This window comes from Desulfovibrio sp. (assembly GCF_019424165.1).
Classification (GTDB): domain Bacteria; phylum Desulfobacterota; class Desulfovibrionia; order Desulfovibrionales; family Desulfovibrionaceae; genus Desulfovibrio.
On sequence record NZ_JAHZAA010000038.1, the window covers coordinates 1 to 24,606 of the forward strand.

Annotated in this window: 24 protein-coding genes and 1 tRNA gene; 18 read left to right on the top strand and 7 right to left on the bottom strand. The window is 54.7% G+C overall.

The genetic code is table 11. The features are described from left to right. Nucleotides 1–1,863: DNA polymerase (locus QZ377_RS10765; protein WP_291441143.1), on the bottom strand; the 1,863-nt coding region annotated here is incomplete at its 3' end. A 90-nt stretch (nt 1,864–1,953) separates the two neighbouring features. Between QZ377_RS10765 and QZ377_RS10770 the strand changes: the two genes are divergently transcribed. The 5 genes from QZ377_RS10770 to QZ377_RS10790 all read left to right on the top strand — a co-directional run bounded on the left by QZ377_RS10770 (nt 1,954) and on the right by QZ377_RS10790 (nt 6,718). Next, nucleotides 1,954–3,081, top strand: coding sequence for an ABC transporter permease (locus QZ377_RS10770; RefSeq protein ID WP_291441164.1), 1,128 nt, complete (start codon nt 1,954–1,956; stop codon nt 3,079–3,081). Between the two features lie 190 nt (nt 3,082–3,271). Next, nucleotides 3,272–4,081, top strand: coding sequence for an ATP-binding cassette domain-containing protein (locus tag QZ377_RS10775; protein WP_291441165.1), 810 nt, complete (start codon nt 3,272–3,274; stop codon nt 4,079–4,081). Next, the gene (locus QZ377_RS10780) at nt 4,078–5,046 is read left to right on the top strand and encodes an MlaD family protein (RefSeq protein ID WP_291441144.1); all 969 of its coding nucleotides are present in this window, start codon (nt 4,078–4,080) and stop codon (nt 5,044–5,046) included. The genes QZ377_RS10775 and QZ377_RS10780 overlap by 4 nt, the downstream gene beginning before the upstream one ends. Further along, nucleotides 5,046–5,642, top strand: coding sequence for a PqiC family protein (locus QZ377_RS10785; protein ID WP_291441145.1), 597 nt, complete (start codon nt 5,046–5,048; stop codon nt 5,640–5,642). Before QZ377_RS10780 ends, QZ377_RS10785 begins: the two co-directional genes overlap by 1 nt. Then, entirely contained in the window at nt 5,639–6,718 is a 1,080-nt protein-coding gene (locus tag QZ377_RS10790; protein ID WP_291441146.1) for an HD domain-containing phosphohydrolase, read from the top strand. Before QZ377_RS10785 ends, QZ377_RS10790 begins: the two co-directional genes overlap by 4 nt. Nucleotides 6,719–6,852: 134 nt before the next feature. On the opposite strand, the gene grpE is transcribed toward QZ377_RS10790, so the two are convergent. Continuing rightward, entirely contained in the window at nt 6,853–7,335 is a 483-nt protein-coding gene (gene grpE, locus QZ377_RS10795) for a nucleotide exchange factor GrpE (protein WP_291441166.1), read from the bottom strand. A 476-nt stretch (nt 7,336–7,811) separates the two neighbouring features. Here grpE and QZ377_RS10800 point away from each other — a divergent pair, with 476 nt between their 5' ends. The 13 genes from QZ377_RS10800 to QZ377_RS10860 all read left to right on the top strand — a co-directional run bounded on the left by QZ377_RS10800 (nt 7,812) and on the right by QZ377_RS10860 (nt 19,549). Continuing rightward, complete coding sequence (locus QZ377_RS10800) at nt 7,812–9,071, top strand: hypothetical protein (protein ID WP_291441147.1); 1,260 nt, start codon at nt 7,812–7,814, stop codon at nt 9,069–9,071. Nucleotides 9,072–9,468: 397 nt separating this feature from the next. Next, a complete protein-coding gene (hisD, locus tag QZ377_RS10805; RefSeq protein ID WP_291441148.1) occupies nt 9,469–10,773 on the top strand; it encodes a histidinol dehydrogenase in 1,305 nt (434 codons plus the stop codon). Between the two features lie 24 nt (nt 10,774–10,797). After that, nucleotides 10,798–11,679, top strand: coding sequence for a phosphoribosylaminoimidazolesuccinocarboxamide synthase (locus QZ377_RS10810; RefSeq protein WP_291441149.1), 882 nt, complete (start codon nt 10,798–10,800; stop codon nt 11,677–11,679). Between the two features lie 347 nt (nt 11,680–12,026). Then, nucleotides 12,027–12,797 carry an enoyl-ACP reductase gene (locus QZ377_RS10815; protein WP_291441150.1) on the top strand — a complete coding sequence of 257 codons (771 nt, stop codon included), beginning with the start codon at nt 12,027–12,029 and terminating at the stop codon, nt 12,795–12,797. 10 nt (nt 12,798–12,807) lie between these two features. Then, complete coding sequence (locus QZ377_RS10820; RefSeq protein ID WP_291441151.1) at nt 12,808–12,948, top strand: hypothetical protein; 141 nt, start codon at nt 12,808–12,810, stop codon at nt 12,946–12,948. Nucleotides 12,949–13,228: 280 nt separating this feature from the next. After that, nucleotides 13,229–13,320: transfer RNA gene (locus tag QZ377_RS10825), tRNA-Ser, on the top strand. Nucleotides 13,321–13,482: 162 nt separating this feature from the next. Continuing rightward, nucleotides 13,483–14,658, top strand: coding sequence for an integrase arm-type DNA-binding domain-containing protein (locus QZ377_RS10830; RefSeq protein ID WP_291441152.1), 1,176 nt, complete (start codon nt 13,483–13,485; stop codon nt 14,656–14,658). 135 nt (nt 14,659–14,793) lie between these two features. Then, on the top strand, nt 14,794–15,756 hold the full coding sequence (locus QZ377_RS10835; protein WP_291441153.1) for a hypothetical protein: 963 nt from the start codon (nt 14,794–14,796) through the stop codon (nt 15,754–15,756). A 115-nt stretch (nt 15,757–15,871) separates the two neighbouring features. Beyond that, nucleotides 15,872–16,087 carry an AlpA family phage regulatory protein gene (locus QZ377_RS10840; protein WP_291441154.1) on the top strand — a complete coding sequence of 72 codons (216 nt, stop codon included), beginning with the start codon at nt 15,872–15,874 and terminating at the stop codon, nt 16,085–16,087. Continuing rightward, nucleotides 16,080–17,042 (top strand): hypothetical protein, encoded by a 963-nt coding sequence (locus tag QZ377_RS10845; protein WP_291441155.1) that lies wholly within the window; start codon nt 16,080–16,082, stop codon nt 17,040–17,042. Before QZ377_RS10840 ends, QZ377_RS10845 begins: the two co-directional genes overlap by 8 nt. Next, a complete protein-coding gene (locus tag QZ377_RS10850; RefSeq protein ID WP_291441156.1) occupies nt 17,029–17,703 on the top strand; it encodes a DUF6475 domain-containing protein in 675 nt (224 codons plus the stop codon). Before QZ377_RS10845 ends, QZ377_RS10850 begins: the two co-directional genes overlap by 14 nt. Nucleotides 17,704–17,705: 2 nt before the next feature. Then, nucleotides 17,706–19,004, top strand: coding sequence for a MobV family relaxase (gene mobV, locus QZ377_RS10855; RefSeq protein ID WP_291441157.1), 1,299 nt, complete (start codon nt 17,706–17,708; stop codon nt 19,002–19,004). 158 nt (nt 19,005–19,162) lie between these two features. Then, nucleotides 19,163–19,549: a protein MobC gene (locus QZ377_RS10860; RefSeq protein WP_291441158.1), complete on the top strand. Its 387-nt coding sequence runs from the start codon at nt 19,163–19,165 to the stop codon at nt 19,547–19,549. A 77-nt stretch (nt 19,550–19,626) separates the two neighbouring features. Here QZ377_RS10860 and QZ377_RS10865 read toward each other — a convergent pair whose 3' ends face one another. From QZ377_RS10865 to QZ377_RS10885, 5 genes are all read right to left on the bottom strand, one after another. Then, entirely contained in the window at nt 19,627–20,622 is a 996-nt protein-coding gene (locus tag QZ377_RS10865; RefSeq protein WP_291441159.1) for a hypothetical protein, read from the bottom strand. A gap of 10 nt (nt 20,623–20,632) precedes the next feature. Next, nucleotides 20,633–21,322: a hypothetical protein gene (locus QZ377_RS10870; protein ID WP_291441160.1), complete on the bottom strand. Its 690-nt coding sequence runs from the start codon at nt 21,320–21,322 to the stop codon at nt 20,633–20,635. A 10-nt stretch (nt 21,323–21,332) separates the two neighbouring features. Further along, entirely contained in the window at nt 21,333–22,907 is a 1,575-nt protein-coding gene (locus QZ377_RS10875) for a hypothetical protein (protein ID WP_291441161.1), read from the bottom strand. Continuing rightward, nucleotides 22,904–23,854, bottom strand: coding sequence for a WYL domain-containing protein (locus QZ377_RS10880; protein ID WP_291441162.1), 951 nt, complete (start codon nt 23,852–23,854; stop codon nt 22,904–22,906). The genes QZ377_RS10875 and QZ377_RS10880 overlap by 4 nt, the downstream gene beginning before the upstream one ends. 380 nt (nt 23,855–24,234) lie before the next feature. Further along, on the bottom strand, nt 24,235–24,447 hold the full coding sequence (locus QZ377_RS10885) for a hypothetical protein (protein WP_291441163.1): 213 nt from the start codon (nt 24,445–24,447) through the stop codon (nt 24,235–24,237). Nucleotides 24,448–24,606 lie beyond the last annotated feature (159 nt).

The following is a 24,606-nucleotide window of genomic DNA, read 5'->3' on the forward strand; positions in this document are numbered from 1 at the left end:
GCGGAACTCAAGGACACTATCAACCACAGGGTGACGGCCCGCCAGCTTTTCAAGGGTATCCTGGCTGGTGGAAGCCTGCCCGCCCTTGGTTTTCCGGGGCGAAGGCAGTTCAAGCGTGCTGAAAAGCACATCGCCCAGCTGCTGCGCGGAACGGATGTTGAATTCTCTGCCAGCCGCCTCGTAAACAGCAGCAGTAAGGGTGTCCAGCCGGCCCTGCACGTCGGAAAGGAATGACTCGAATGCGGCGGCGTCAATGGCGATGCCGCGCCGTTCCATATCGGCCAGTATGGGGGTAAGGGGCAGTTCGAGGCGTTCATAAAGCTCCGCAAGCCCATCCTGCCGCATGCGGGCTTCCAGCACTTCGGCCATGCGCAGGGCAAGCTGGGCCGGACCGGGACCATCATCACGCAAAGGCGCGCCCCAATGCACAGCGAGGCGCGGCCAGGCGTAGTCGCTTTCTTCCGGATTGACGAGATAAGCGGCCAGCCCCAGATCCATAAAAAAGTCGGGCTTTTTTTCCTGTGTCAGGCTGCGCCAGCAGGCTGCCTGCGAAAGCAGCCCCTTGAGGTCCGGCGTCACAATACGTTTCGCCTCGGCGGCCCAGGCACACAGGAGGCTCATGCTCTCCTGCCCGCCGGTCCAGCAGACGTCCTCACCGCTTTCGACCGCCACATGCGGCGCGGCATCAAACCCTCTGGCCCAGACAAGAGCCACGTCCCTGCCGCGGCAATTCGGCAGATATTCTGCCCGGCTCACTTGTGGAGCGGGTTTTTCTTCCACAACCTCAAGAAGGCTCATCTGCGCGCCTGCCCCTCTGGGCGGCATCGGCTGCGCGCCAGCCCCCCCGGCGGGGCCATCGCCTGTTTTTCCTGCCCCGGCCGCTGTTTTCGCGTTTACCGAAAGCAAGGGCAACGACTCGCCCTGTAAGCGCTCACTCGTGCCTGCACGTTCAGAATCCGCCGGAGCAGAGAGCTGCATGCGCTCAAGAGACGCCATCTCGCGCCGCAGGGCATGAAGCTCGAACTCCTCTGCCAGATCGACGCAACGGGCGGCGTTAATGGGCCGCACCAGCAGATCATCCATCTCAAGCGATGTGCAGACGTCCAGCGACAGGGTTGTCAGCTTGCGCCAGGTGAACATCTCTTCCAGATGGTCACGCAGCTTGTCCTGAATCTTGGGCGGCAGCAGCGCAAAATGGTCACGTATGTCTTCAAGGCTCGGGCAAATCTCAAAAATTTTTGCGGCCGTTTTGGGGCCGATGCCGGGAACGCCGGGAATATTATCGCTCGTGTCGCCCACAAGCGCCTGCACATCGGGCCACTGGGCGGGAGTCAGTCCGCTTTCTTCTGTAAACTGCGCCGCCGTGAGCAGTTTTTCATCCCTGAACGCGGGGTCCCACATATAGACATTGGGGCCAAGGCACTGCTTGAGGTCCTTGTCGCCGCCAACGATGACAACGGGGCGCTTCTGCGAAAAACGGGCAGCCAGCGAGGCTATGCAATCGTCAGCCTCGCAATGGTCGGAAATCTCAAGATTCATGCCCAACGCCGTCACCATGCGCTCGATGGGCTGCATCTGGCGTACCAGGTCTTCTGGCGTGGCGTCGCGGTTGGCCTTGTAGAGCGGAAAAATATCATGCCTGAAATTCTTGCCTTTGCCGTCTTTGACAAAAAGAAAATACCGCGGCCTTTCCTCGCGCAGGATGCGCAACAGCACACGGGTGACCACAACCAGAGCATTGGTGGGAAACCCGTCAGAACGCTGCATGTTTCTGTTGGCGAAAAAACCCCGGTAGATAAAAGCCGAACCGTCCATGAGAAAAACAGGCTCAGTGGCAAGATCAAGACGTTTTTTTAAAGACATGGCTAACCGTATTCTTTTGAGTGTGGCAGGTCCGCGAGTTTACCTGGAACGGCTCTTGCGGATAAATAAAGCTATGCGTATACTATAGTGATGGAAACAAGTCCGCAAGTGACAGCTTCCGTTCAGGGGCCGCTTCTGCGCGTCAGCGTTGGTGGCAGCTGGAATATCGATACGGACTGGCCCCCTGAAGCCAGAACCGCCCTGGAAAGCCTGACCAACCAGAACATCCGTGAAGTTCGCCTTGAAAGCGACAACCTCGGAGCCTGGGACAGCAGCCTGCTCGTTTTTCTTGTGCAGTTGGTACAGACAGCCAACGAGCGCAAGGCAAGCCTGCAGACCAGTCTGCCCGACGGCCTGGAACGTCTGCTCAAACTCGCCTTTGCCGTACCCGCCAAGGCTGGTTCAGACCGTAAAAAAGAAAATCTCAGTTTCGTGCAGCGCGTGGGCCAGGCCGCCATTGACCTGCCGCCACGCGTAGCCGATTTTCTGAACTTTGTGGGCGATGTGACCCTGGCTGTGGGCCGCCTGTTTGTAGGGCGTACCCAGATGCGTCCGCAGGATCTGCTGGCGGCCATGCAGGAGTGCGGCGTTCAGGCGCTGCCCATCATCTCCATAACCAGTATGCTTTTCGGCCTTATTCTTGCCTTTGTAGGCGCTGTGCAGCTTACCCAGTTCGGCGCGCAGATATATGTGGCCGGCCTTGTGGGCATAGGCATGCTGCGTGTCATGGGCGCAGTGATGGTGGGTGTGGTCATGGCAGGCCGCGTAGGCGCGGCCTATGCCGCCCTTATCGGCACCATGCAGGTCAACGAAGAGGTGGACGCTCTTGCCACCCTCGGCATAGCCCCCGTGGATTTTCTTGTTCTGCCCCGCGTGGTCGCCCTGACTGCCATGATTCCCCTGCTCACGCTCTACGCCGACCTCATGGGCGTGGTGGGCGGCTATATTGTGGCTACGACCATGCTGAACATCAGTCCGATGGAATACATCAACGCCACCATGCAGATGGTTCCTTACAAGCACGTCTTTATCGGCCTTGCCTACGGCACGGTTTTCGGCGTCATCATCGCCCTCACGGGCTGCTATCAGGGAATGCGTTGCGGACGCAGCGCCCAGGCCGTGGGGCTTGCAACCACAACCGCCGTGGTACACGCCATTGTGGGCATTATCGTAGCCACGGCGGTCATAACCGTCATCTGCAACGTGCTGGATATCTGACATGGCCGAAAAAAACACCATAGCAGACATCACACCCGAAAAAAATTCAGCGGGCGCGGGTTCTTCCGCAAAGGGCCGTCAGCCGGATATGCCGGACAGTTCCGCACACGCGCCTGCGCCGGATACGCCGTCGAAATCGGAAACCACCCATACCGGGACCATCCCCCGTGCCGGACAAAACAGCGACGAAATGCGCATCAGAATCAACCAGCTACAGGTAGGCTACGGCTCGTATGTCCTCATGCGCGATGTGACGTTTGACGTACGCGCCGGAGACATTTTCTTTATTACCGGCGGTTCCGGCTGCGGCAAAAGTACCTTGCTGCGAGTGCTTATGGGACTGAAGTCGCCGCAGGCGGGCCAGGTTTTTTATGGAAAAACAGACTTCTGGGCATGCAGTGAAGAACAGCGCCGCAGAATGGGCCGCGACACGGGCGTACTCTTTCAGAGCGGAGCCTTGTGGAGCTCAATGACCCTTGCGGAAAACGTGGGACTGCCCTTACAGCAATATACAGACCTGAGTGATGCGGACATACGCGAACAGGCCAAGCTCAAGCTGGCACTCGCCGGACTTGCAGGCTTTGAAGACTACTACCCTTCCGAGATCAGCGGCGGCATGCGCAAGCGCGCGGGACTGGCCCGCGCCCTGGCCCTTGACCCCAAGATTCTTTTCCTGGACGAACCTTCCGCCGGGCTTGACCCCGTCAGTTCGCGCCTGCTGGACGACCTGATCCTGGAGCTGCGCGCAAGCCTGGGTACTACTTTTGTTATTGTTTCACATGAGCTGGCAAGCATCTACGCCATTGCCGACAGCCTCATCTTTCTGGATGCCCAGACGCGCCATGTGGCGGCGTGCGGCAATCCGCATCAACTGCTGCAAGACCCCGATACCGCGCCCAGCGCAATGCTCTTTCTTACCAGGGGCGAGCGCAGTCACGCTGAAAAAGAGCAGACGGAAAAAACCGCTTCCGCTGCGCCGGACAAGGAAACGAATATATGAATGCGCAAAAATACAGAACCACTGTGGGAGCCTTTGTGCTTGGCGGGTTGTCCCTGCTGGCTCTGGGCTTCATCGTACTGGGCGGCGGCCGCCTGTTCAGCAATGACATGCAGTATGTTCTCTACTTTGACGGCTCTGTGAGCGGCCTTTCCACGGGCGCTCCCGTGGTGTTCCGCGGTGTTCCCATGGGCAGCGTCACCCGCATCAACCTTGTGGCCAACACAAAAGACTCCAATGTCACCATTCCCGTCTATATCCGTATAGACGAGCAAAGCTTTGTGCGCGCCCGCGGCTCTGCGCCCATTTCAGAAACCGTGCGGGAAGAAATCGTGCGCCGTATGGTGCAACGGGGCCTTCGCGCCCGCCTGCAACTGCAAAGCCTTATTACCGGGCAATACCGTATCGAGCTTGACTTCTTTCCCGGCACGCCTGCTGTTTTCCGTTCCGGCACACCCGATACGGAAATTCCCACTATTCCCTCCCCCATTGACACGCTGCAAAGCACCCTGGCTCAACTGCCGCTGGAATCCATGGCACACGCGCTTGAGAGCATCCTGCAAAGCCTGGCCCATTCCCTGGCGGACGACAGCCTTGGGCGCGGTCTCAAAGCGTTTACGCGCACGTTTGAAGAAGTTGACGATATCCTCAAAAACAGCTCCATGCGGCAAAATGCCGAAAGCATCCTGAAAAGCCTCAACACCGCCGCAGGCACAGTTGAAGGACAAATGCCGGGAACCCTTGCTACCCTGCGGGCCTCGCTGGAGAGCATGAGCCTGGCGGCAGACCAGCTACGTGTGGTCACGGCTTCGGCTCAAAGCCTCGTGGGGCGTGATTCGCCCACCGTCAACGATGTGCGCCGCCTGATCAAGGAAAGCATTGAAACCCTGCGGACCATCCGCAACTTCACACAGATGCTTGAACGCAACCCCGAAGCCCTGCTTATGGGCAGACAAGGAAAACGCTGATGCAACGTTACGCCCTGTACACTCTCATAGTCTTCGCCGCGCTGATGGTTGCCTGCAGCCGCAGTACGCCTACGAATTACTACCTTCTGGAAAGCCGCCTCACCCCCGTTTCTGCCGAAAGCCTGCCGGGCAAGAGCCTGCGGGTAGCGCCTGTCAGCGTGCCTGAATATCTTGACCGTGACGGCATCGTCAGCCGCATGGGCGAGTCCACCCAACTTGTGGTGGCGCAGTTTCATAGCTGGGCCGAACCGCTGAGCCACGGCGTGCGCCGCGTCACCCGTGAAGTGCTTACCCGCCCCATGCTCGGCAACGGCATCAATGTATTGCCCGCTGGGGACGAATCCACTGCCGACTACGTTCTGTATCTGGACGTGCAGCGCCTGGACGGCAACTTCGATCAAAAGGCCGTGCTTGATGTGCGCTGGACCCTGCGCGACAAGTATAATGATGTGATCGCGCGGGGCATTTATGTAGACGAAGAGGCCGTTGCCGGGAAAACCTACGACGTCCTCACGGCCGCTGAAAGCCGCATGGTACAGCGCATGGCCGAGCATCTGACACAGCGTTTGCCGGGCTTTACCGGGGGCAGGCAGTGAGCGAAGCGGCAGCCCAGCGCAGCCGCATATTACTTGTGGACGACGCCCCGGAAAACTTACGCATCCTGAGCGAAAGCCTGCGCGAGGACTATACCATCATGTTTGCCAAAAATGGCCCGGACGCCCTGCGCCTGGCCATGGGCAACCCGCCGCCGGACCTCATCCTGCTTGATGTCATCATGCCGGGCATGAATGGCTACGAAGTCTGCCGCAGGCTCAAGGAAGATCCCGCCACGCGCGATATTCCCATCATGTTCATCACAGCCCAGAATGAAGAAACAGACGAGGCCACCGGCCTTTCTCTGGGGGCGCAAGACTATATAGCCAAGCCCTTTCGTGTTTCTCTGGTGCGAAACAGGGTAGCCAACCAACTGAAATACAAGCGCTATCGTGACCACCTCAATGACCTGGTGCACGAACGCACACGGCAGCTGGCTCTTACCCAAGAGGCTACCATTCATGCCATGGCAAGCCTTGCCGAATGGCGAGACACCGAAACGGGCGCGCACATTAAACGAACGCAAAACTATGTGAAAGCACTGGCGCTGCACATGGCCGAGCAGCCCAAATACCGCGATCAACTGGACGCGGACGTTATTTCCTGGCTTTATCTTTCGGCCCCGCTGCATGATGTGGGCAAAGTTGCCATTGCGGACACGGTGCTGCACAAGCCCGGCCCCCTTACGGATGAAGAATATGAGGCCATGAAGACGCACACCGTGCATGGCAGAAATGTTCTTGCCGCGGCGGACAAGTTTTTGGGTGAAGACTCTTTTTTAAAAATGGCCTGCGACATTGCCCATTGCCATCATGAGCGATGGGATGGCCGGGGGTATCCGCAAGGGTTGAAAGAAGAGGAAATTCCGCTTTCGGCACGGCTTATGAGCCTCGCCGATGTGTACGATGCCTTGCGCAGCCAGCGCGTGTACAAGCCAGCCATGGCCCACGAAAGCGCCGCAAAAATTATCCTGGACGGCAGAGGAACCCAGTTTGACCCGGATGTTGTTGATACCTTTATGGTCATTCAGGAACAGTTCAAGACCATTGCCGAACGCTACAAAGATCTGGAAGGCTGAAACCGCAAGACGCGGCTCACCGCTTTATTGCGACACCCCCTACTGCTGATGCGCATGGCGTGAAATATCCAAAAAGGCCGTAATTGCCGGAAATCCGGCAAGTACGGCCTTTTTGCTTTCACTGAACAAACAGGTCAGGGATTGACCATAACCTTTGCCGGGCGCAGCAGGCGCTCGCCAAGCTTGTACCCGCGCTGCAACAGGCGGGCCACCGAATTGGGGGCAAGCTCCGGGCGGGCGTCAAAACCCACGGCTTCGTGTATGGCCGGGTCAAACTCTTCGCCTTCTTCGCCTACCGGGGTAAGGCCATGCTTGGCAACAGCTTCAAGAAGCAGCTTGCGCGTCATGGCCACGCCCTGCAGCATATCCTTGCAAACCTCATTGGTGCTGCCGTACTGCAACGCCAGGTCAAGGTTGTCAAGGCTGGGCAAAAGATCGCTCAAAACCTTTTCGGCGGCGTACCGCATTTGCTCTTCATGCTCACGCTTGAGGCGCTTCTGAAAATTGTCCATCTCAGCAGCCATGCGCAAACGCATTTCTTCCACTTCGGCCTTGCACCGTGCTTCAGCTTCTGCCGCAGAAAGAACATCGCCCTGCTCTGTCATCGGTTCAGACATGCTTTCCAGCAAGGTGTCGTCCAGCTCGCCGGGCATATTTCCCATGCCGTCCGGCGCGCAAAAATTCAGGTCGTCTTCCGAAAATTCGTCTTCCGGTTGCGCCGCCCTTTCATAAGACTTGTGCATCTTGTGACGCTGCATGATTCCTCCTGAGTCGCCCCGCCCGCAGACGGTCGCGTTCATTGGTTGTAACTAAGTTCGCGCTCACAGACTGTCAAGGCCATATGAGACTTGACGTATATTTGAATTAGAATATAAAATTATAAATAAGCATTGACATATTTACAAATCATGCCGCTGGTATGGCATACACCGGCAGGCCGATTTTGCAAACATACGCTTTTCGCTTTTACGCCATGCTCCGGCTTTGCGACAACGACTAAAAGCCGGTTCGAAGCATGGCTTGTGAATTAAGGCCTGCCGTTCTGCCCGGCAACCAACGGCTTGATTCTCCTTATGCCACAGGAGGGCGTATCATGTCATGGCGCAGTACTGTCATCCTGCTTTTTGCCGCTCCCTGCTTGCTGGTTGCACCTTTGCGGCTTTCTGCCGCCGAAGTTGACTTCATGCCGCAACTGGGGCTGCGTTCCCTGCCCGAGCTTGCCTGCATTGACAAAGGCTCCGCCTACTGCAACCAGGCTCTACCCCAGACGCTGCTGGTCACATCGCCCGTCGTGGAAGACCCGGACTGGTACTCCCCTCCCCCGAACAAAGCCCATAATATACCGCTCTATGTGGGCTGCCAGGCGCCGGGGCAGTATCTGTCCATTCTGCAAGAAGCCCTGAAGGGCAATCCTGTAGCCATGGCTGACCTCATCATTCGCATCCAGTGCGACCGTCCGGCACTGGCCGCCGCGCATCCGGACATCCCCGCCTTCATGCACACCGTCTCCTTCTGGCTGGAGTGGGCCGCGCGCTACACTTCCCCAGGCTGGATATATGCCCGGCTTGCCCTTTATGATGACGGCATAGGGCACACCCGCAGCGCCTACACGCGGGGAGCCTTTCTTGGCGATCCCAAATCCATGCATGCCTACGCCACCCGCTGGAACACCGGGACCAACCTGCACTGGCTGCTCATGGCCGCAGATGCTGGCTATGGCCCGGCCGCACATGAAATATCCCGCTGGTATCGCTTCGGAGGCCAAAACAGCGGCTACAGCCTCCCCAAAGCTCCGGACACAGACATGGCACGCCGATATCGGACCATAGCCATGAACAGAGGCTACCCCCGGGCCTTCGCTTATGCCACTTTTGAAGCGCTCGCTGAAGAAAATGCGGCCCAGGCGGTGGAGGATGCCTGCATGTATACACATATTGGCCGTGTGCTTGAAAAGACCGACAATGGGCTTCTGCTTGTTGACAGAGCCCTGCCTCAAATGCAGCCCATCCCCTTTGAGCAGGTGCTGGCGTACGCCCTTTGCGCGGTGCTGCCTCCCCGGCCGCTGCTTTCGCAGGAAGAAAAACTGCATTTTCAGGATTCGCAAAAAATCAGACGCCCCCGCGTCATTGACGATGAAATGCAGAACAGGGCAATGGAGCGAGCCGCTGCCTGGCTGCGCGCCTTTCAGGCGCAACGCCAAACAGACCTGGCAATGGAGCGCGAACGAAGGGATGCACTGACCGCGCAGTTGCGAGAACAATGCAGCCATGCCCTCACATATCTCGCCAAAACGCAAGACAACGCGCCCCGGCCGCGTCCTGTCACAGCCCGCCACACGCCGCCCTTTATCTAGGCGCAGCCGGCAGCAGGCATATTGGCATCTGCGCAGAAACTGCCGCCGAAGCACGCGCGGCAGGAATACGCACGGCAGAAAGACGCGCACCTTGGGTACTCCCCGCAATCCCAATATTTTTAACGCAGGCGTCATCGAAAAGATTATTAAAACAAAACCTGTGGGCAACGCTCCGGCAACAGCAGACCAAGGCTGTCCGCTGTCCTTGCACCACTGCCCGGCCCGGCCAGGTTCTCCGCCTGGCCGGGCCGTATCTTTCGTGCCGGTTTGATTTTTTCTGCCTCCATGTTCCGTGATCAGAAAAACGCTGTGCCGGTTGTTCCCCTCAAGCCGCAGCAAGTCTCGACATTCATAGGCGCCTTCTGTATATTCCCTCAACCGAGGTGAGGAAAATACTATGACATGCCGGACTTTGACTCTGCATAATGAGCAGGAGTGGCCCAAGCTTGCCCAATGGCTGCAAGGCCGCAATAACCCCGGTGACGGGGTGGAAAGCACTGTGCGCGACATTATCGCTGCTGTGCGCGAAAAGGGCGATGAAGCCCTGGTGGAATATACCCGTAATTTTGATTGCCCGGATTTTGCGCCCCCACTGCTCGTCAGTGAACAGGAAATCGCGCGCGCGGCTGCTTCTGTTTCCATTGAAAACAGAGAGATCATCAGTCAGGCGGCCACGTACATACGCTCTTTTCATGAAGCGCAAACGGAAAAATCCTGGTTTACCACACGCCCTGACGGCAGCATTCTGGGGCAGCACGTTTTGCCCGTCGATGCGGCCGGGCTGTACGTACCAGGGGGGCAAGGCGGCAATACACCGCTTATCTCAAGCCTGCTCATGACCGCCATTCCGGCGCAGGTCGCAGGTGTGCCGCGTCTTGCCATCTGCACCCCGCCCCGCAAGGACGGCAGCGTCAATCCCCATATTCTTGCTGCAGCCCACCTGCTGGATATTGAAGAGGTATACCGCGTTGGCGGAGCCTGGTCCGTGGCGGGCATGGCCTATGGCACGCAAAGCATGGCTCCGGTAGACGTCATCGCCGGGCCGGGCAACATCTTTGTCACCACAGCCAAGCGCCTGGTACAAGGCACGGTGGGTATCGACATGATCGCCGGTCCCAGCGAGGTACTTATCCTGGCAGACTCTTCCGCCAATGCTGAATGGCTCGCAGCGGACATGCTTTCTCAGGCCGAGCACGACACTCTGGCATCGGCAATCTGCGTTACTGACGACCAGCGTCTGGCCGACAATCTCTGGCAGGAACTCAGCAAACAGTGCGCCGCCCTGCCCAGAGCCACCACCGCCGCCCGCTCGCTTGAAGACTGGGGGGCCATTGTGGTCACGCCCAACCTGAGTGTGGCCGTAGCCGTAGCCAATATGGTGGCCCCCGAACATCTGGAAATCTGCACGCGTGACCCTTGGGCCGTTCTGCCCCACATCCGCCATGCCGGAGCCATCTTTATGGGCCAGCATAGCCCCGAGGCAGTGGGTGACTATTTCGCCGGGCCGAACCACGTACTGCCTACCTTGGGTACGGCCCGCTTTTCTTCGGCTCTTTCTGTGCAGACTTTCTGCAAGAAAACCAGCATCGTGGCAACGTCCCCAACCTTTTTGCAGCAAAACATGCAGTCCATCGCCGCCCTTGCACGTATGGAAGGGCTGGAAGCGCACGCGCGCAGCGTTGAAGCGCGATCCAAAAAATAATCGGCCGACACATCAGGAGCACCCATGAAGGTTGTGGTCAAAACTGACATTACCGCCTACCCGCTGCTTTCACGCGGCAAGGTGCGCGACATCTACAACGTGGACGAAAAAACACTGCTCATCGTTACCACAGACAGAATGTCGGCCTTTGACGTGATCATGCACGAGCCTATCCCCTACAAGGGGGTCATCCTGAACCAGATCACCCTGTTCTGGATGGAAAAATTCAAGAGTATTATCCCCAACCATCTGCTGGAAAGTGATGTAGACCGCTTTCCAGCCAAGCTGGCCCCCTGGAAGGACGAGCTTGAAGGACGCGCAGTTCTTGTACGCAAGGCTGCCCCCCTGCCTGTGGAATGCATCGTACGAGGCTACATCACAGGGTCCGGCTGGAGCGACTATCAAGCTACCGGTACTCTTTGTGGTTATGCGCTGCCCCCAGGTTTGCAGGAATCCGACAAACTTGAGCCGGCCATCTTTACCCCCTCCACCAAGGCGGAGCTGGGCAAGCACGATGAAAATCTGAGCGTGGCCGAAGCTGCCCGCCTGCTGGGCGAAGACATGGCCCGCCAGGTTGAGCAAACTTCTCTGGCCATCTACGAAGCCGGGCGCGCTTATGCCGCAAGCCGCGGCATTATTGTGGCGGACACCAAGTTTGAATTTGGCCTTATTGATGGCAAGCTGCACCTTATCGATGAAGTTCTTACTCCCGATTCCTCACGCTTCTGGCCTGCGGACCAGTACAAAGCCGGACAGGGGCAGCCCAGCTTCGATAAACAGTACCTGCGCGACTGGCTGAAAGCACAGCCCTGGAACATGCAGCCCCCACCGCCCCCCCTGCCCGAGAACGTTATAAAAATTACTGCGGATAAATACAAAGAAGCCTACGAAATCATTACAAAATAAATAGCAAGCATGCCCGTGCCGTCAACGGTGTGGGCTTGCGGCTTTGCAGTTGCCGTGCGAAGAATCATCGCCGTATGCCACGCACGTGGCATACGGCGGATACGGCCCGTTACCGGCACGCCCCTTACGCCGCTGTTGCGTGAAGGGCAAAACACGGCCCCCTGCCCGATCACCCGTTTCGCAAGTGCAGGCATGCCCCGAGCAATGTGCTCCGGCTGTTGCCGCCGGGTGATCAGATCGGCTTTGCCGAACATTTTTTCATACAGCCCCCAGCCGCAAAAGCGGGCAGGCGGCGCAAATGACAACCGCACGCGGCCTGTCCGGCCCGTATTTTTCAAGGAGGATCCATGCTGCTGCAAGGAAAGAAAGCTCTTATAATGGGATTGGCCAACAACAGAAGTATCGCTTACGGCATTGCCGCTGCCCTGAAGGCTCAGGGAGCGCGTCTGGCGTTCAACTATGTGGGTGATGCCATTAAAAAGCGTGTTGAGCCTTTGAGCGAAGAGCTGGGCGGCGAGTTTACCTTCCAGTGTGACGTGTGTGACGATGCGCAGATTGAAAATGCCGCAGCTATAGTCAAAGAAAAGTGGGGGGATCTGGACATCCTGATTCACTCCGTGGCTTTTGCCAACCGCGATGACCTGTGCGGCCGCTTTGTGGATACCTCACGTGACGGGTTCAAGCTTGCCCTGGAAGTTTCGGCCTATTCCCTCACCGGACTTTGCCGCGCCTTTGAGCCGTTGTTCACCGAAAACTCATCGGTGCTTACCATGACCTACCACGGGTCCACTCAGGTCATCCCCGGCTACAATATCATGGGTGTGGCCAAGGCCGCCCTTGAAGCTTCCATGCGCTATCTGGCTTACGACCTTGGCCCCAAGGGAGTAAGAGTCAACGCCATCAGCGCGGGCCCCATAAAAACTCTGGCCGCCTCGGCCGTGTCGAGCCTCAAGGATATTTTTACCATGGTGGAAGGCAATTCGCCCCTGCGCCGCAACGTAACCACAGCCGATGTAGGCGGCGTGGCGGCTTTTCTGGCGTCTGATCTTGCCAGCGCCGTGACAGGGCAGGTCATTTACGTTGACAGCGGCTTCAGCAAGGTGGGCGTAACCGCCTGAGGATGAAACTATGGGCTACCTGACGCTCAATGCCATAGCAATCACACTGTTATCCGCGCTGGCGCTATGGATTTTTTACCGCTCGGCCAAGATTGAAAAAAAACGCGCAGGGCAGGAAAACAAAAAGGGTGAAAAGCCCGGGCAGGATTAGGCAATGTTGATCAAAATATTGCTGACAGTGGCTATTGTGGGGGGTCTGTTCTGGATGCTCGTCAAAACAGGCGGCGGCCTCTGTTGAATGGGCTTTCGGCTGCCACCCCTCCGGCGGAGGGGTGAAAAAAAGACGGATGCTGAAAAAACACCGCCCGAAGATAAAAACTAGGCAAACAGAACAGCCCGGTGGCGTCAGCTCATAATTTTACCACTTTTTGCTTGCATTCTCTGTGGATATGCCATATACAGTTTCGGCTTTGCACGAATGCAAAACATGCGGAGAGGTGTCCGAGCTGGCCGAAGGAGCACGATTGGAAATCGTGTGTACGTTAACAGCGTACCGAGAGTTCGAATCTCTCCCTCTCCGCCAGATTTTAATTCAGTCGAATCCCGGATGAGCCAAAAAGTGTTTCCTGGCAAGGGAATTAGCGAAATGGTTCGTCCGGGTTCGACTGAAAAAAGGCATAGACACCCTACCTTTTCGGGGGTACTTCTGGGGGGTATTAAACCCCTTGCCAGGAGTAATACCCCCATGCCCCTCACAGATACTGCTATTCGTGGCGTAAAGCCCACAAACAAGCCCCAAAAACTCTTTGACGGCAACGGCCTTTTTCTTTTCGTCGCTCCAAGCGGCGCGAAAAGCTGGCGCGTGAAGTACCGTTTCCAGGGCCGTGAAAAGCTGCTGACCCTCGGCACATACCCCCAACTTTCCTTGAAAGAAGCGCGGGAAGCCTGTGCTGACGCCAAAAAAAGATTAAGCGGGGGTATCGACCCCTCAATGGAAAAGAAGGTTAAGGCCCGGAGCATCCAGACCACCTTTGAGTTCGTTGCGCGGGAATGGCACGAAAACCAGAAGCCCACTTGGACGGAAGGCTACGCCAAAGACGTGATGGAGCGCATCGACAAAAATATCTTTCCTTCTCTCGGAACGCGACCCATCGGAGAAATCACCCCGCCGGAACTGCTGGCTGTGCTGCGCCGTATCGAAACACGCGGAGCCGTTGACCAAGCCCACCGGGTGCGCAGCATTTGTTCTCTCATTTTCCGTTACGCTATCGCCACAGGTCGCGCCGAGCGTGACACTGCCGCCGATCTACGCGGCGCTCTCAAAACCCGCGCCCATACCCCACGCGCTGCCCTGACCGAGCCGAAAGCCATTGGCGGTCTGCTGCGAGCCATAGATGATTTTCCCGGCACCTTCATTGTCAAATCCGGCCTTCAACTGCTGGCCCTAACTTTTTTACGCCCAAGCGAAGTACGCCTTGGCGAATGGTCAGAAATCGACTTTACCGAAAAGGTCTGGCGCATCCCGGCCAAGCGCATGAAGATGCGTCTCGACCACATGGTGCCGCTTTCCACCCAGGCGTTGGAAATTCTGCAACAACTCCATGAACTGACTGGCGAGGGCCGCTTGATATTCCCCGGCCTACGCTCTCCCCTGAATCCCATCAGTGACGCCACCTTTATCGCCGCCTTGCGCCGCATGGGCTATGACAAGGACGAAATGACCGCCCACGGCTTCCGGGCAATGGCCTCGACTCTGCTTAATGAGCAAGGCTATTCCGCAGACGTGATTGAAAAGCAGCTTGCCCACAACCCCAAGGACAAAATTCGCGGCGTTTACAACCGAGCCGAGTATTTGCCGGAACGGAGAAAAATGATGCAGGAGTGGGCTGATTACCTCACAGGTCTGAAAGAAAAACGGTAGAGTAAAAAACGAACGGACTCACCAGAGCGGCACGGATTTTTGCAACGCGGCACTTCTTTTGAATGCCGCTCACAAAAAACACGCCGCCCTTTTGCATATTGCAAATCCGTTGTCTAATATTGTATTGATGAATCCATGTTGGACCCACAAAAAATCTGCATGGTCAGAGTCAAACAAGGCTTCGGCCTGAACGAGCACGAGGCGCAAAGCCTTTTGCATGCGCTTTCGCCGGAGTGTGTTTTTCCTTATGAGGTATGGCAGAATGCATATTCCTCTTACTGGCAACGCCCCGCCGCTGAAATTGCCAGACTTTACAAGGTAGAGAATCCGTCTTTTCCTGAAATTCCTTCGCAGTCGATACAATATTGCCCTACAGATGTTTATGCAAAATGGATAGTTGACTTCTTTTTTGAACTCGCTCGACGTATATCTGCCAGAGAACTAGAAGACGGCTTTGATTATATTGTTGAATCAACCTTTGATAACAAATCTGCTGTAAGTGAATCCGAAAGGGAGTATTTATTCTATCCTCTCAGGCTGGCGGATAAAAATATTGCCAATGTCGCCAGAATAGAAGGGTTAAAAGAGGTGAATGTAAAGCTTTCTTCACCTGATAGCCTTGCAAAAATATTTCCCGATACTGTTGCCGTCGATAAAACTGCTGCCATTTACTACCTAGCTGTCGTCTTGAAATACCCCTTAGTGCAAGAAGTAAAAGGCATTACCCAGAGCCTTGTGGATTCCGTTATCAAGGCGGCGGCACAGGGAACGCTGCGGCTTCCCAAATCAATCCTGGCTCTGGGTGAATCCGCCGCCGAAATTCACCCCCAGGGGCAAAAGACTTTATCCCTACCACGTTCACTGTGGGACGGAAAAACCCAGGAATATATTTGCGCCGCCTTGCGGGAAAAGGGTTGGGGGACTTTGCAAATCGCTCACGTTCTTTTCCATAAGCGAGGCTTTACGCAAAAAAGAGCTATCGCCAAATTGTTGCACGAAAATCCGAACCTATCGGACTCAGCGTATGACAAATATGGGAAGACGCTTTTTGAAGATTCTAAGTCCATCGTCATCAGTGACGAGGATGACCTTCAATAAATCCAGTTTTTACAGCATATTTCCAGTATCTTTCCAACTTCCTTCCAGTACTTTTCCAGCACATCATCGCTAATAAAAGCTCCTGAAATCCCAAACTATTCAGGAGGTTTTATTTATGTCTGACACAAGTTCCATTTCTTCAAAGCGATTACTGCGTATCAATCAGGTGCTGGCCCTCGTTCCGGTAGGGCGCAGTTCCTGGTGGGAAGGCTGCCGTACCGGGCGTTATCCCAAACCCGTCAAGCTTGGCCCCCGCACAACCGTCTGGCGGGCCGAGGACATTGTGGCTTTTCTGGAAAGCCTCGGAACCCAGGGGGCAGGCAATGAATAGCGACATTCGCCTTGCCGTATCATTCCGTGGCCACCGCAAGCGCAAACGTCTGCGTCTGCTGCTCGGCTCCGGCTCCACCGACTTCCTTATCGACCTTTGGATTGCCACAGCCATGACGCACCCTTCCGGCGTGTTGCAGGGCATGGATGCAATCGACATTGCCCTGGAGGCTGGCTGGGAGGGCGAACCACAGCCCTTCGTCTCGGCTCTGGTGGAGTGCGGCTTTCTGGAAGAAATCGAGAACGGCGTTTATGCCCTGCACGACTGGAGCGACCACCAAGGCTACGCCATTCATGCCGAACGCCGCAAAGCCCACGCCCGCAACGCAGCTGCCGCACGCTGGAATGCCCGACAGGAGGAAGCCATGCAGGGCGCATGCGGCCCGCATGCCGGGGGCAATCCCCCTTCTCCATCTCCATCTCCAGTTCCAGTTCCAGAACCTGTACCAGTTCCTTTTCACTCTTCTCCACCCGCCCCAGCGGCGGGCAATGCGGAGGAGCAGGAGAAAGGAAAAACGTCGCAATCTGTTTTTCCGGAAGACTCGGACGCCTACCGTCTGGCCGTCCTCATGCGGGATACGTTGAAGGTCAACGTGCCGACCCTTAAGGAGCCGAACTTGCAAGCCTGGGCGCGAAGTTTCGATGTGGCCCTGCGCAACGACGAGCGCATGAGCGAACCACATTTCGTGGCTGAGGTTATCAAGTGGGCTTGTTCCGACAGCTTTTGGCGGACGAACATTCAAAGCCCGGACAAATTGCGGAAACAATTCGACCAGCTCACGGCCAAAATGGAAAGTGCAGCAGAAAAGGCTCGCACAGCCTCAAAAGCCGAAACCTGGAAGTCACCCGCACAACGGCGCGTTGAGGCCAACCAGGAGGCCGGGAAGGAGGCAAAGCGGCTGCTTTTTGGTGACACTACTGAAACAGTTGCGGAGGTGCCGCATGACCCAAGCTGATTTTGACCGTTTTGACGTTCTCATGCAGGGCGTTGCCGAGTGTTACGGCCAGACGTTGAGCGCCCAGGGCGTTGCCCTGCGTTTCAAACTGCTGGAACCGTTCAGCTTGCTGGACGTAGAGAAAGCCGCGCTGTCCATCATGTCCAGCCGCAAATATACGTCCATGCCTGTTCCGGCGGACTTCCTGGAGCATATCGGTGGCGGCGCAGCGGAAGACAAGGCAGAAGTCGAAGCGGGCAAGGTGCTGGACGCCATCGGGCGGCACGGCGCGTATTCCAGCGTGGTTTTCGACGATGCCATGACCCAGGCCGTTATCGTGCAAGCCTACGGCGGCTGGCCCAAGCTCTGCGTCGATTGCGTAGTTGAAGAATCCGAGCACTGGTTTCGTAAAAACTTCGCCAAAACATGGGCTGCTTATGCCCGTCAGGGCGTGCAATGTAACGGCTATCTTCCGGGCATTATCGAAATCAGCAACTACAGCAACGGTTTTTACGAGCACATAGACCCGCCGAAGCTGATAGGCGACCCAGCCAAAGCCCGCGCTGTGCTGGACGCCGGAAAATCTGTCTTGATGCTTTCGGAAAGCCCAGAGAATGCACGGGGCGAAATCCGCCCCCTATCTGGTCTGCTGGCAGCCGTGACAGACGCAGGGGGGCAGTAGCCATGTCGTTTCTTGTACTGCACATGGATAAATTCAAGAAAGAGGCTGTTCGGGGTATCCAGAGCCATAATCGGCGGGAACGTGAAAGTCATTCCAACCCGGATATCGACTACCAACGTAGCGCGGGCAACTACGAATTGCACGAACCCGCCACCGAGGATTACGCCGGGTCAATCCAGAATCGCATTGATGATCTTTTGCTGGTCAAGGCCGTCAGAAAAGACGCTGTGCATATGTGCGGCCTGATTGTGTCCTCTGACAGCGCCTTTTTCGAGAAGCTCTCCCCGGAGGACACCCGGCGCTTTTTCGAGGAAAGTAAGGCGTTCCTCACGGAGTTTATCGGCGCGGAAAACGTCATATCCGCAATGGTTCACATGGACGAAAAAACGCCGCATATGCACTTTCTGCATGTTCCGGTAACGCCGGATGGACGGCTCAACGCGAATAAAATCTACACACGGGAAAGTCTGAAAAAGCTGCAAACCGAGTTGCCCCGGCATCTGCAAAGCCGTGGGTTTGATTTACAGCGCGGTATTGAACAAGTGCCGGGAGCGGCGAAAAAGCATCTGGACACGCGGGAGTTCAAGCAGCAGCAGGAGGCATTGCACGGTCTGGAAAAGGAAGCCCAGGCCAGAAGTGTCGAGCTTGAGCAAAAGCGGCGGGAGGAGTCCGAATTGACGAAGCGTTTGCTGTCTTACGAGCGTCAGGCCCAGGAAGCTGAAAAGGAGCTTACCGCGCAGTCGGACATTCCCAAGGCATCCATGCTCAACTTCAAGTCTGTGCTGGAAACCGCCCAAGAAATAATCGAGCGTCAGAAAAAGGCGTTGGCGGCAAAGAGCATCGTGGACGCACATAATGACAAACTGAAAGCGGAAATCCACAGCCTGCATGAAACCGCTACTTCCCTGAACAAGAGAATCGCGCATCTGGAAACGGAACATGCTGAGAAGCAGAAAAAGAGCAATGTAAGCATTCGCAGTTTGATGAACACCAATCAGAATCTTCTCGCCCGCGTGGAGGAAACCGAAAAGTTTTTCCGCTGGAATCTGACCGCCAGTCAGATGCGGGATGATTACGAGCGGGAGCAGCGGGAAGAAGCGCGGCGGAAAGTCGTAGAGCAAAAGCGCTTGGCAGAGGAGCGGGAGCAGCAGGAACGGCAGCGGCAAGAAGAACAAGCCCGCCAAGCCAAGGTGCAGGAGCAACAAAAATCCCAGGAAGCGGAACGCCTGCGACAGGAGCGCGAGCAGCAGCGAGCGCAGTCATTGGAACGGAGGCCGCGCGGCATGGGCATGGGGCGTTAAGGGATTATCCCTGCATCCGCGCCGCGTCTTTGCCCAAAGCAAAGAAATAGCCCACTATGCTTCACTTCGTGAAACGTGGGCGACCGTCCCGCTCGACCGCCAAAGCCAGAAAGACAATTCCGGGGCATTTCCCCGTCACCATACAGGAGAAAAACAACATGAATATCACCACAGCCAAAGTCAAAGAAATCAGATTGGAGCTTGCCAAACTCAAGCCCGTGAAAGTCTCTCTGGACGGCAATCGCAGCATGACCGTAAAAGAGGCAATCTTCGCCTTGGCCCCGACACTGGAACGGATGAAAAAGCGCGGCTTCGATACTCAGGAGATAGCCGAGCAATTGCATGAAAAAGGGATTGAGGTGAAGCCGCCTACTCTCGCCAAATACCTCAATGAGTTCAGACGCGGGAAAGAGCGGAAAAAAGACACACCCCCGCCGTCCGCGCAGACGGAAAGGACTGCCCCGGCTCCGCGACCGGATAGACTCGCCAGGGTAAGCAGCGGCGGATTCGCCATCACACCGGACATGCCACTGGACGAATTGTAGCGGAGTACAGCATTTTTTTGCGATACGCGGTTTCCCCCGGAGTTTCCGAGGGCAACCGCGTAATTCATAATCAACTGTTATTCCATCGCAGCTTTAATGCCGGAGAAATTGCTTGAGGCATCCCCCAAGAGTTCACCTTTTTCGTTCAGGATAGGCGTATCAATAACGGCCTTTACCAACTGGGCATATTTGACGCCCCGGAACACAACCGTCTTTGCCTTGCCATCATACTTGGAGAAATCAACCCCGTTTTCATTGATGACCTTTTCAAGGGCGTCATTTGCTCTGCGTAGCCGCCCGCGCAAAGAAGAGAGAACTTCGGAAGCCGTGTTTGTGACTTCCTGGATCATGGTCAGCTTCTGGCAAACGCCATCGACCTCTACTTCATAGGTTTCGGCTTTTTCCATGTTCGCCCTGGCATCAGAAAGTTTTTTAGACGCTTTCGCGCCTAAAACGCTACCAAAAATTAGCAATGCCGGGCCTGCAACCATTGCTCCAAGAACCATTGTTCCGCCAGCAACACCCATTCCCCCAGCAGCCAAAGTGCCACCTCCAAGCCAAGCTAAAGTGGCATTTGTCGCTGCAACGCCAGACAACGCGGAGATAGCGGTTCCCGTTCCGGCAGACGCCAGCATCATTGTGCCACTATATGCCCCAAAGGCGGTCAAAGCTCCTCCAACAGCACCCGCGCCAACGCCTTGAAGCGCACCATGTGCGACGCTACAAGAATGTTGCAGTTCTGCAATGGCGACTTCACTGAATTTACCTACTTTGAGCCTTTCCAGTTCGGCACTTTCAGCAATCTCAACATTCTTGAGTTGCTTGAACAGGGCTACAAACGGCTGAACTTGCTTGTCCAAGGCTTCGAGCTTCTTTTTCCCGTACCCCGCAAGCATGGTGTTTGTAGCCTCTTTAGCTTGGTCCAATTTTTCATTCGCACTATCGACACTATATTGAGCGCTAGATGCGATGTCGTTGGCTTTACTGGTGTCATAAACCGCTTTTGCGGTTTTGCCAGCACCGAAAAGCCCAGCGGCCCCTAACGCCAGCGGGATCAAAAGAGGAAGAGCCATAAAATCTCCTTCATTCAGTTATAAGCTCAAGGCTTTTTGCATATGTTTTGGAAAATTCTTGCGTTATTTCTTTGAAATCTTCGAGAAGTTCTTTATCCAAATGGCAAAGCTCACAAAAATACATGAGCAGTTCTTGCTCGTGCTCAGAAACATTGCCATCGGCATAGGCCATCGCAGTGGCTTCCATAAGGATTGCTTTTCTTTTTTCCACGGCAAAGACATGGGCATTTGCTTGTGCAAAAATGGCTGCCAACACAAGTTTCAAAACAGCGGATCGGTCAGATGTGTTGTTCAACTCTTCCATTGCCATTTTCAGCATATCTGCAACGGAATTTTCACGGGCAACTTTTTCAAGGGCGTCAGGGGATTTTGTCGTTTGTCCACTCCAGACGCCAATGGCAGCACTTCCCAAGTTAAGAGAGGAAAACAACAAGGAGGACATTGAGCCGTAGGAAGATACGGGAGCCCAGGTCATTCCCATTTCCTCGGCAAACTTGCGGAGCATGAGCAATTCACTGGTTTGCATTGCAAAGCCGGGAGCGAATTCTTCAAACTCATATTTGCCTTCTTCTGAATTGTCCAAATAAGCACGGGTTGGAATATTTTCGGAACCATCTTCATTATCCGCAACAGCGAGAAGATACGCAAACTTTAGAAAAAAAGTTTGTTCCAAGTTATCCGTAAGAAAATGTAAAAACATAATCCCTCCATTATAAGATTAGCGTTTCAGCAGACGACATAAAATCATCAAATTCCTGTATATTATTGAACTGGAGTGTTTTTCCGAGAAAACTCCCCAAGCTGTTGGCGGCTTCGGCAAATTCATCCATATTATCCGTATCAATGGCCCTATCCATACACACGAAGCAATCGGATAGCTGGAGTTTCATATCAGCCATATGAGTGTCAAACAGCATTTGCAACTCAGTTTGGTATTCAAGCATCCTGCGCCGTGCTTCTTCGCATTGGGCCTTGATTATCTGGTAATTTTTTTCGGCTTCTTTTGCTTCTTGAAATGCCTGGAGACTGGAACGGTAAAACAAAGAACTCATTGTATAACCGACCATGCCGCCAATGACACCGCCAACAATCGGAATGGGTATGGCTATTTGGCCAAGTGTCGCCATCATGCCACTGGCAAGCATTCCAGAACCTTTTTCACCAATTTCTTCCATAAACTGAACGCCATCGATTTCGCCCTTGGCGTAACGGCTGATGCTCGCTCCCAATGCCAACGTTGTGCTAACAACCAAGGTTGGAAGAGATGTGCGGGAAAGTTGACGGACGACCCCGGAGCCAGACTGTTGCATGCCGCTCTTCACAAGGCTCCCAGCAAACCCAGTGCCATACCCGACTAATGCGGACTTTCCCGTATCGACGGCGGTATCGCAAAGGACTTCTTGAAGCTCTTTGTCGCCCTGCATATAAGCAACGACATTTTTGGTAGCTGAAACGGCTCCACCGATAGCCGCGCCATACTTTGCAGCCTCAAGGCCGGCTTCATGGCTGATTTTTGCCATTTTTTTCGCGGTTTCGATTTTTGGCTTAAGCCTGAAATCTCTGGCTTCATCAGAGGTGTAGCTTTTTCGTAATTTTCCTTTCAGTTCATCATAATTTTTTGCTTCCTGTTCCTGACGCATAGCCCTGTCAGGGTCGCCATGCTGACGTGCGTGTTCAGCTTGCTTCCGAAGTTCTTTTGCTTGATCTTCGCAATATTTTTGGGCAGCTTCAAATTTTTCACCCGTAATATCTACGTGATCATTCTCCATATAGCGGGAAAGGTCGTTTTTGCCGCCGCCTTTTCCTTGGGCAATCTTTTTGAGCAACCCTTCATGGTCCGAAACTATTTTCATTTGTGACGCGGAACCTGGAATCTCCACACCATTTATAGTTTCTATATGGTCTGAAATTTGATCGTTCCCCCCCGGAAGTCCCTTATTCATTTCCTGACGTCCGGGATTGTCATCGGTCCGTTGCGTACGAATATTGCTTTTATTGATAATGTTTCGAGAGTTATCATCTGCGACTTTAGCAACTTCCGCCGAGTAACCTGCTTGTTGCCGGACGTTTGCTTCATAGTTTTCTGGATTTAACTTGCCCTGAGCAATACCCTTGAGACTTTTTGTCAGCACTTGGCCTGTTTCATTATGGACGCCAGTATAAGCCTTAACCCATTCGGCATTAGCACTGCCGTAACGGGAAACAACCTCAATATTTCCCGCTGCGACCGCAGCGTTATCTAGTGTTCTGCCGCCACCTTTTTTATCTCTCTTCTTTGTCGTCATGCTCCCTCCTCATGGCAAGACTCTACTTCTTCCCCAAAACTCCGCACCCAGGCCATAAGTTCAGGTTCACTCCGGGTCTGTATTTGCAGGATGACTCCACCATCATCCAAGATTTCCAAATTTTGTTCGTCAGCCCATATACGTTCAAGCACATACTCGGCTGCTTTCCCAGAACGGAAACGAATACAAAAGTTCTTTGGCTCATGCCATGGCAATCCAAAATCACTTGGAGAAGTGGCAGGGAAATCAAAATTGAACGTGCGCTCCGTCAATATAACATCTTGAACTCTATGCACCGCCAAACTCATCAAGTGACGTATTTGATCGAAGTTTTCAGTCAATGTTCCACCAAGAATATAGAGAGCGCCGTTCATGCTTGCCAAGCGTACGGGAGCAAAACGGTGCTCTCGACTTTCCGTTTTCCCAATGGCTTTGTAACGTATAAGGCAAACGTGTTTCTCCTCGGCAGCTTTGAGCAATTTTTCTATACTGGTGAAATGCGGGGAATAGTCAATTTTGCCCTTACTGAAAAAAGAAAATTGCTGTTTTTGGGCTTTGTCGCGCTCGGCATAACTTTGGTCAGCCATCAGGACCGACAAGTTAAAAATAGTATCATCGACCCGGCTCCGAACCTGTTCTGGAAGTGTCGTACCAGCAAGATCTCGGCACACAGAAAGGTAGCGTAACTCTTCAAAGCCCAACCCCAGGCGACTGCGAGAAATCGTGCGAATTTGATACCAGCGGCGGCGATTTTCCAGGCCAGACTCAAGGCTGGCTCCAACTACCGCTTCAATCTCGCCAGCCAAACGAATGATTGTCTGCGGCGAGCACTGAAATTCTTCCGCCAAATCAATTTGAAAATGACGTCGGCCATCCAGCATGAGCTTTCGGAACATGCGGAGCAGCTTGATCCCAGGCGTACTATCTTGGTCTTTTTTAGGAGGCACAGCCAACTCCTATTCAGCAGCCTCTGCCGCGGCTGTAGGCTACCGCGACAGGAGACCGCTTTAATGTCACTCACACAGTTCTTTGAGAATTTTTTTGTGCTCCCGTCCTTTTTGAGTAGCCCTGTTCTTGGCCAGGCGCAACAAACACATACCGATTCTGCCGTACTTATGTAAAACTTCAGGATCGGGAATCATAATTGGCGGATACGGCGGGAATGGGTATGGAGGCCGAATCATGATGTAGCCTCAGCATCTTTTTGAGAGGCCGAAGACTGGCTGCCTTCCTCTTCATTCAACAAACCGTCAATGTATCCCGAAGCAACGTATCCGGCGATGCATCCGGCGACAAATAGCGCAATGCGGAACATTTTATCTACCTCCTATGCTGTGCATGACTCTTCACTGGTAGAATCCGCAAATGACGCTGTGGACGATTCGCCATCACCCTCCATCACAGAGTCAGGCGTATCGGTGTCCAGTTCTTGGCTTGCGCCAGTGCTGGAGGAGGAACAAGCGTCCACGGCATACGCCGCGACCGCTGTTCCTATGACCCCTGCCAATGCTCCACCAAGGAAATAACCAAGCTTGCTCATAAAAACCTCCAGTTAACAAAGTTTGCTTCAAGGCATGGAGGAAGACTAGAGCCTCTAACGCCCAGAATCTGGAAAGTTGATGAAAAATATTTTTTATGCTGAATGAAGAAAACGCATGGTGTACGTTCAAAGATATTAGCTGTCTGCGCCAGCTTAAAT

Coding starts and splice junctions, on each gene's coding strand:
- QZ377_RS10770 (WP_291441164.1), top strand. CDS start 1,954: ATGGAAACAAGTCCGCAAGTGACAGCTTCCGTTCAGGGGCCGCTTCTG.
- QZ377_RS10775 (WP_291441165.1), top strand. CDS start 3,272: ATGCGCATCAGAATCAACCAGCTACAGGTAGGCTACGGCTCGTATGTC.
- QZ377_RS10780 (WP_291441144.1), top strand. CDS start 4,078: ATGAATGCGCAAAAATACAGAACCACTGTGGGAGCCTTTGTGCTTGGC.
- QZ377_RS10785 (WP_291441145.1), top strand. CDS start 5,046: ATGCAACGTTACGCCCTGTACACTCTCATAGTCTTCGCCGCGCTGATG.
- grpE (WP_291441166.1), bottom strand. CDS start 7,335: ATGTCTGAACCGATGACAGAGCAGGGCGATGTTCTTTCTGCGGCAGAA.
- QZ377_RS10800 (WP_291441147.1), top strand. CDS start 7,812: ATGTCATGGCGCAGTACTGTCATCCTGCTTTTTGCCGCTCCCTGCTTG.
- hisD (WP_291441148.1), top strand. CDS start 9,469: ATGACATGCCGGACTTTGACTCTGCATAATGAGCAGGAGTGGCCCAAG.
- QZ377_RS10810 (WP_291441149.1), top strand. CDS start 10,798: ATGAAGGTTGTGGTCAAAACTGACATTACCGCCTACCCGCTGCTTTCA.
- QZ377_RS10815 (WP_291441150.1), top strand. CDS start 12,027: ATGCTGCTGCAAGGAAAGAAAGCTCTTATAATGGGATTGGCCAACAAC.
- QZ377_RS10820 (WP_291441151.1), top strand. CDS start 12,808: ATGGGCTACCTGACGCTCAATGCCATAGCAATCACACTGTTATCCGCG.
- QZ377_RS10830 (WP_291441152.1), top strand. CDS start 13,483: ATGCCCCTCACAGATACTGCTATTCGTGGCGTAAAGCCCACAAACAAG.
- QZ377_RS10835 (WP_291441153.1), top strand. CDS start 14,794: ATGTTGGACCCACAAAAAATCTGCATGGTCAGAGTCAAACAAGGCTTC.
- QZ377_RS10840 (WP_291441154.1), top strand. CDS start 15,872: ATGTCTGACACAAGTTCCATTTCTTCAAAGCGATTACTGCGTATCAAT.
- QZ377_RS10845 (WP_291441155.1), top strand. CDS start 16,080: ATGAATAGCGACATTCGCCTTGCCGTATCATTCCGTGGCCACCGCAAG.
- QZ377_RS10850 (WP_291441156.1), top strand. CDS start 17,029: ATGACCCAAGCTGATTTTGACCGTTTTGACGTTCTCATGCAGGGCGTT.
- mobV (WP_291441157.1), top strand. CDS start 17,706: ATGTCGTTTCTTGTACTGCACATGGATAAATTCAAGAAAGAGGCTGTT.
- QZ377_RS10860 (WP_291441158.1), top strand. CDS start 19,163: ATGAATATCACCACAGCCAAAGTCAAAGAAATCAGATTGGAGCTTGCC.
- QZ377_RS10865 (WP_291441159.1), bottom strand. CDS start 20,622: ATGGCTCTTCCTCTTTTGATCCCGCTGGCGTTAGGGGCCGCTGGGCTT.
- QZ377_RS10870 (WP_291441160.1), bottom strand. CDS start 21,322: ATGTTTTTACATTTTCTTACGGATAACTTGGAACAAACTTTTTTTCTA.
- QZ377_RS10875 (WP_291441161.1), bottom strand. CDS start 22,907: ATGACGACAAAGAAGAGAGATAAAAAAGGTGGCGGCAGAACACTAGAT.
- QZ377_RS10885 (WP_291441163.1), bottom strand. CDS start 24,447: ATGAGCAAGCTTGGTTATTTCCTTGGTGGAGCATTGGCAGGGGTCATA.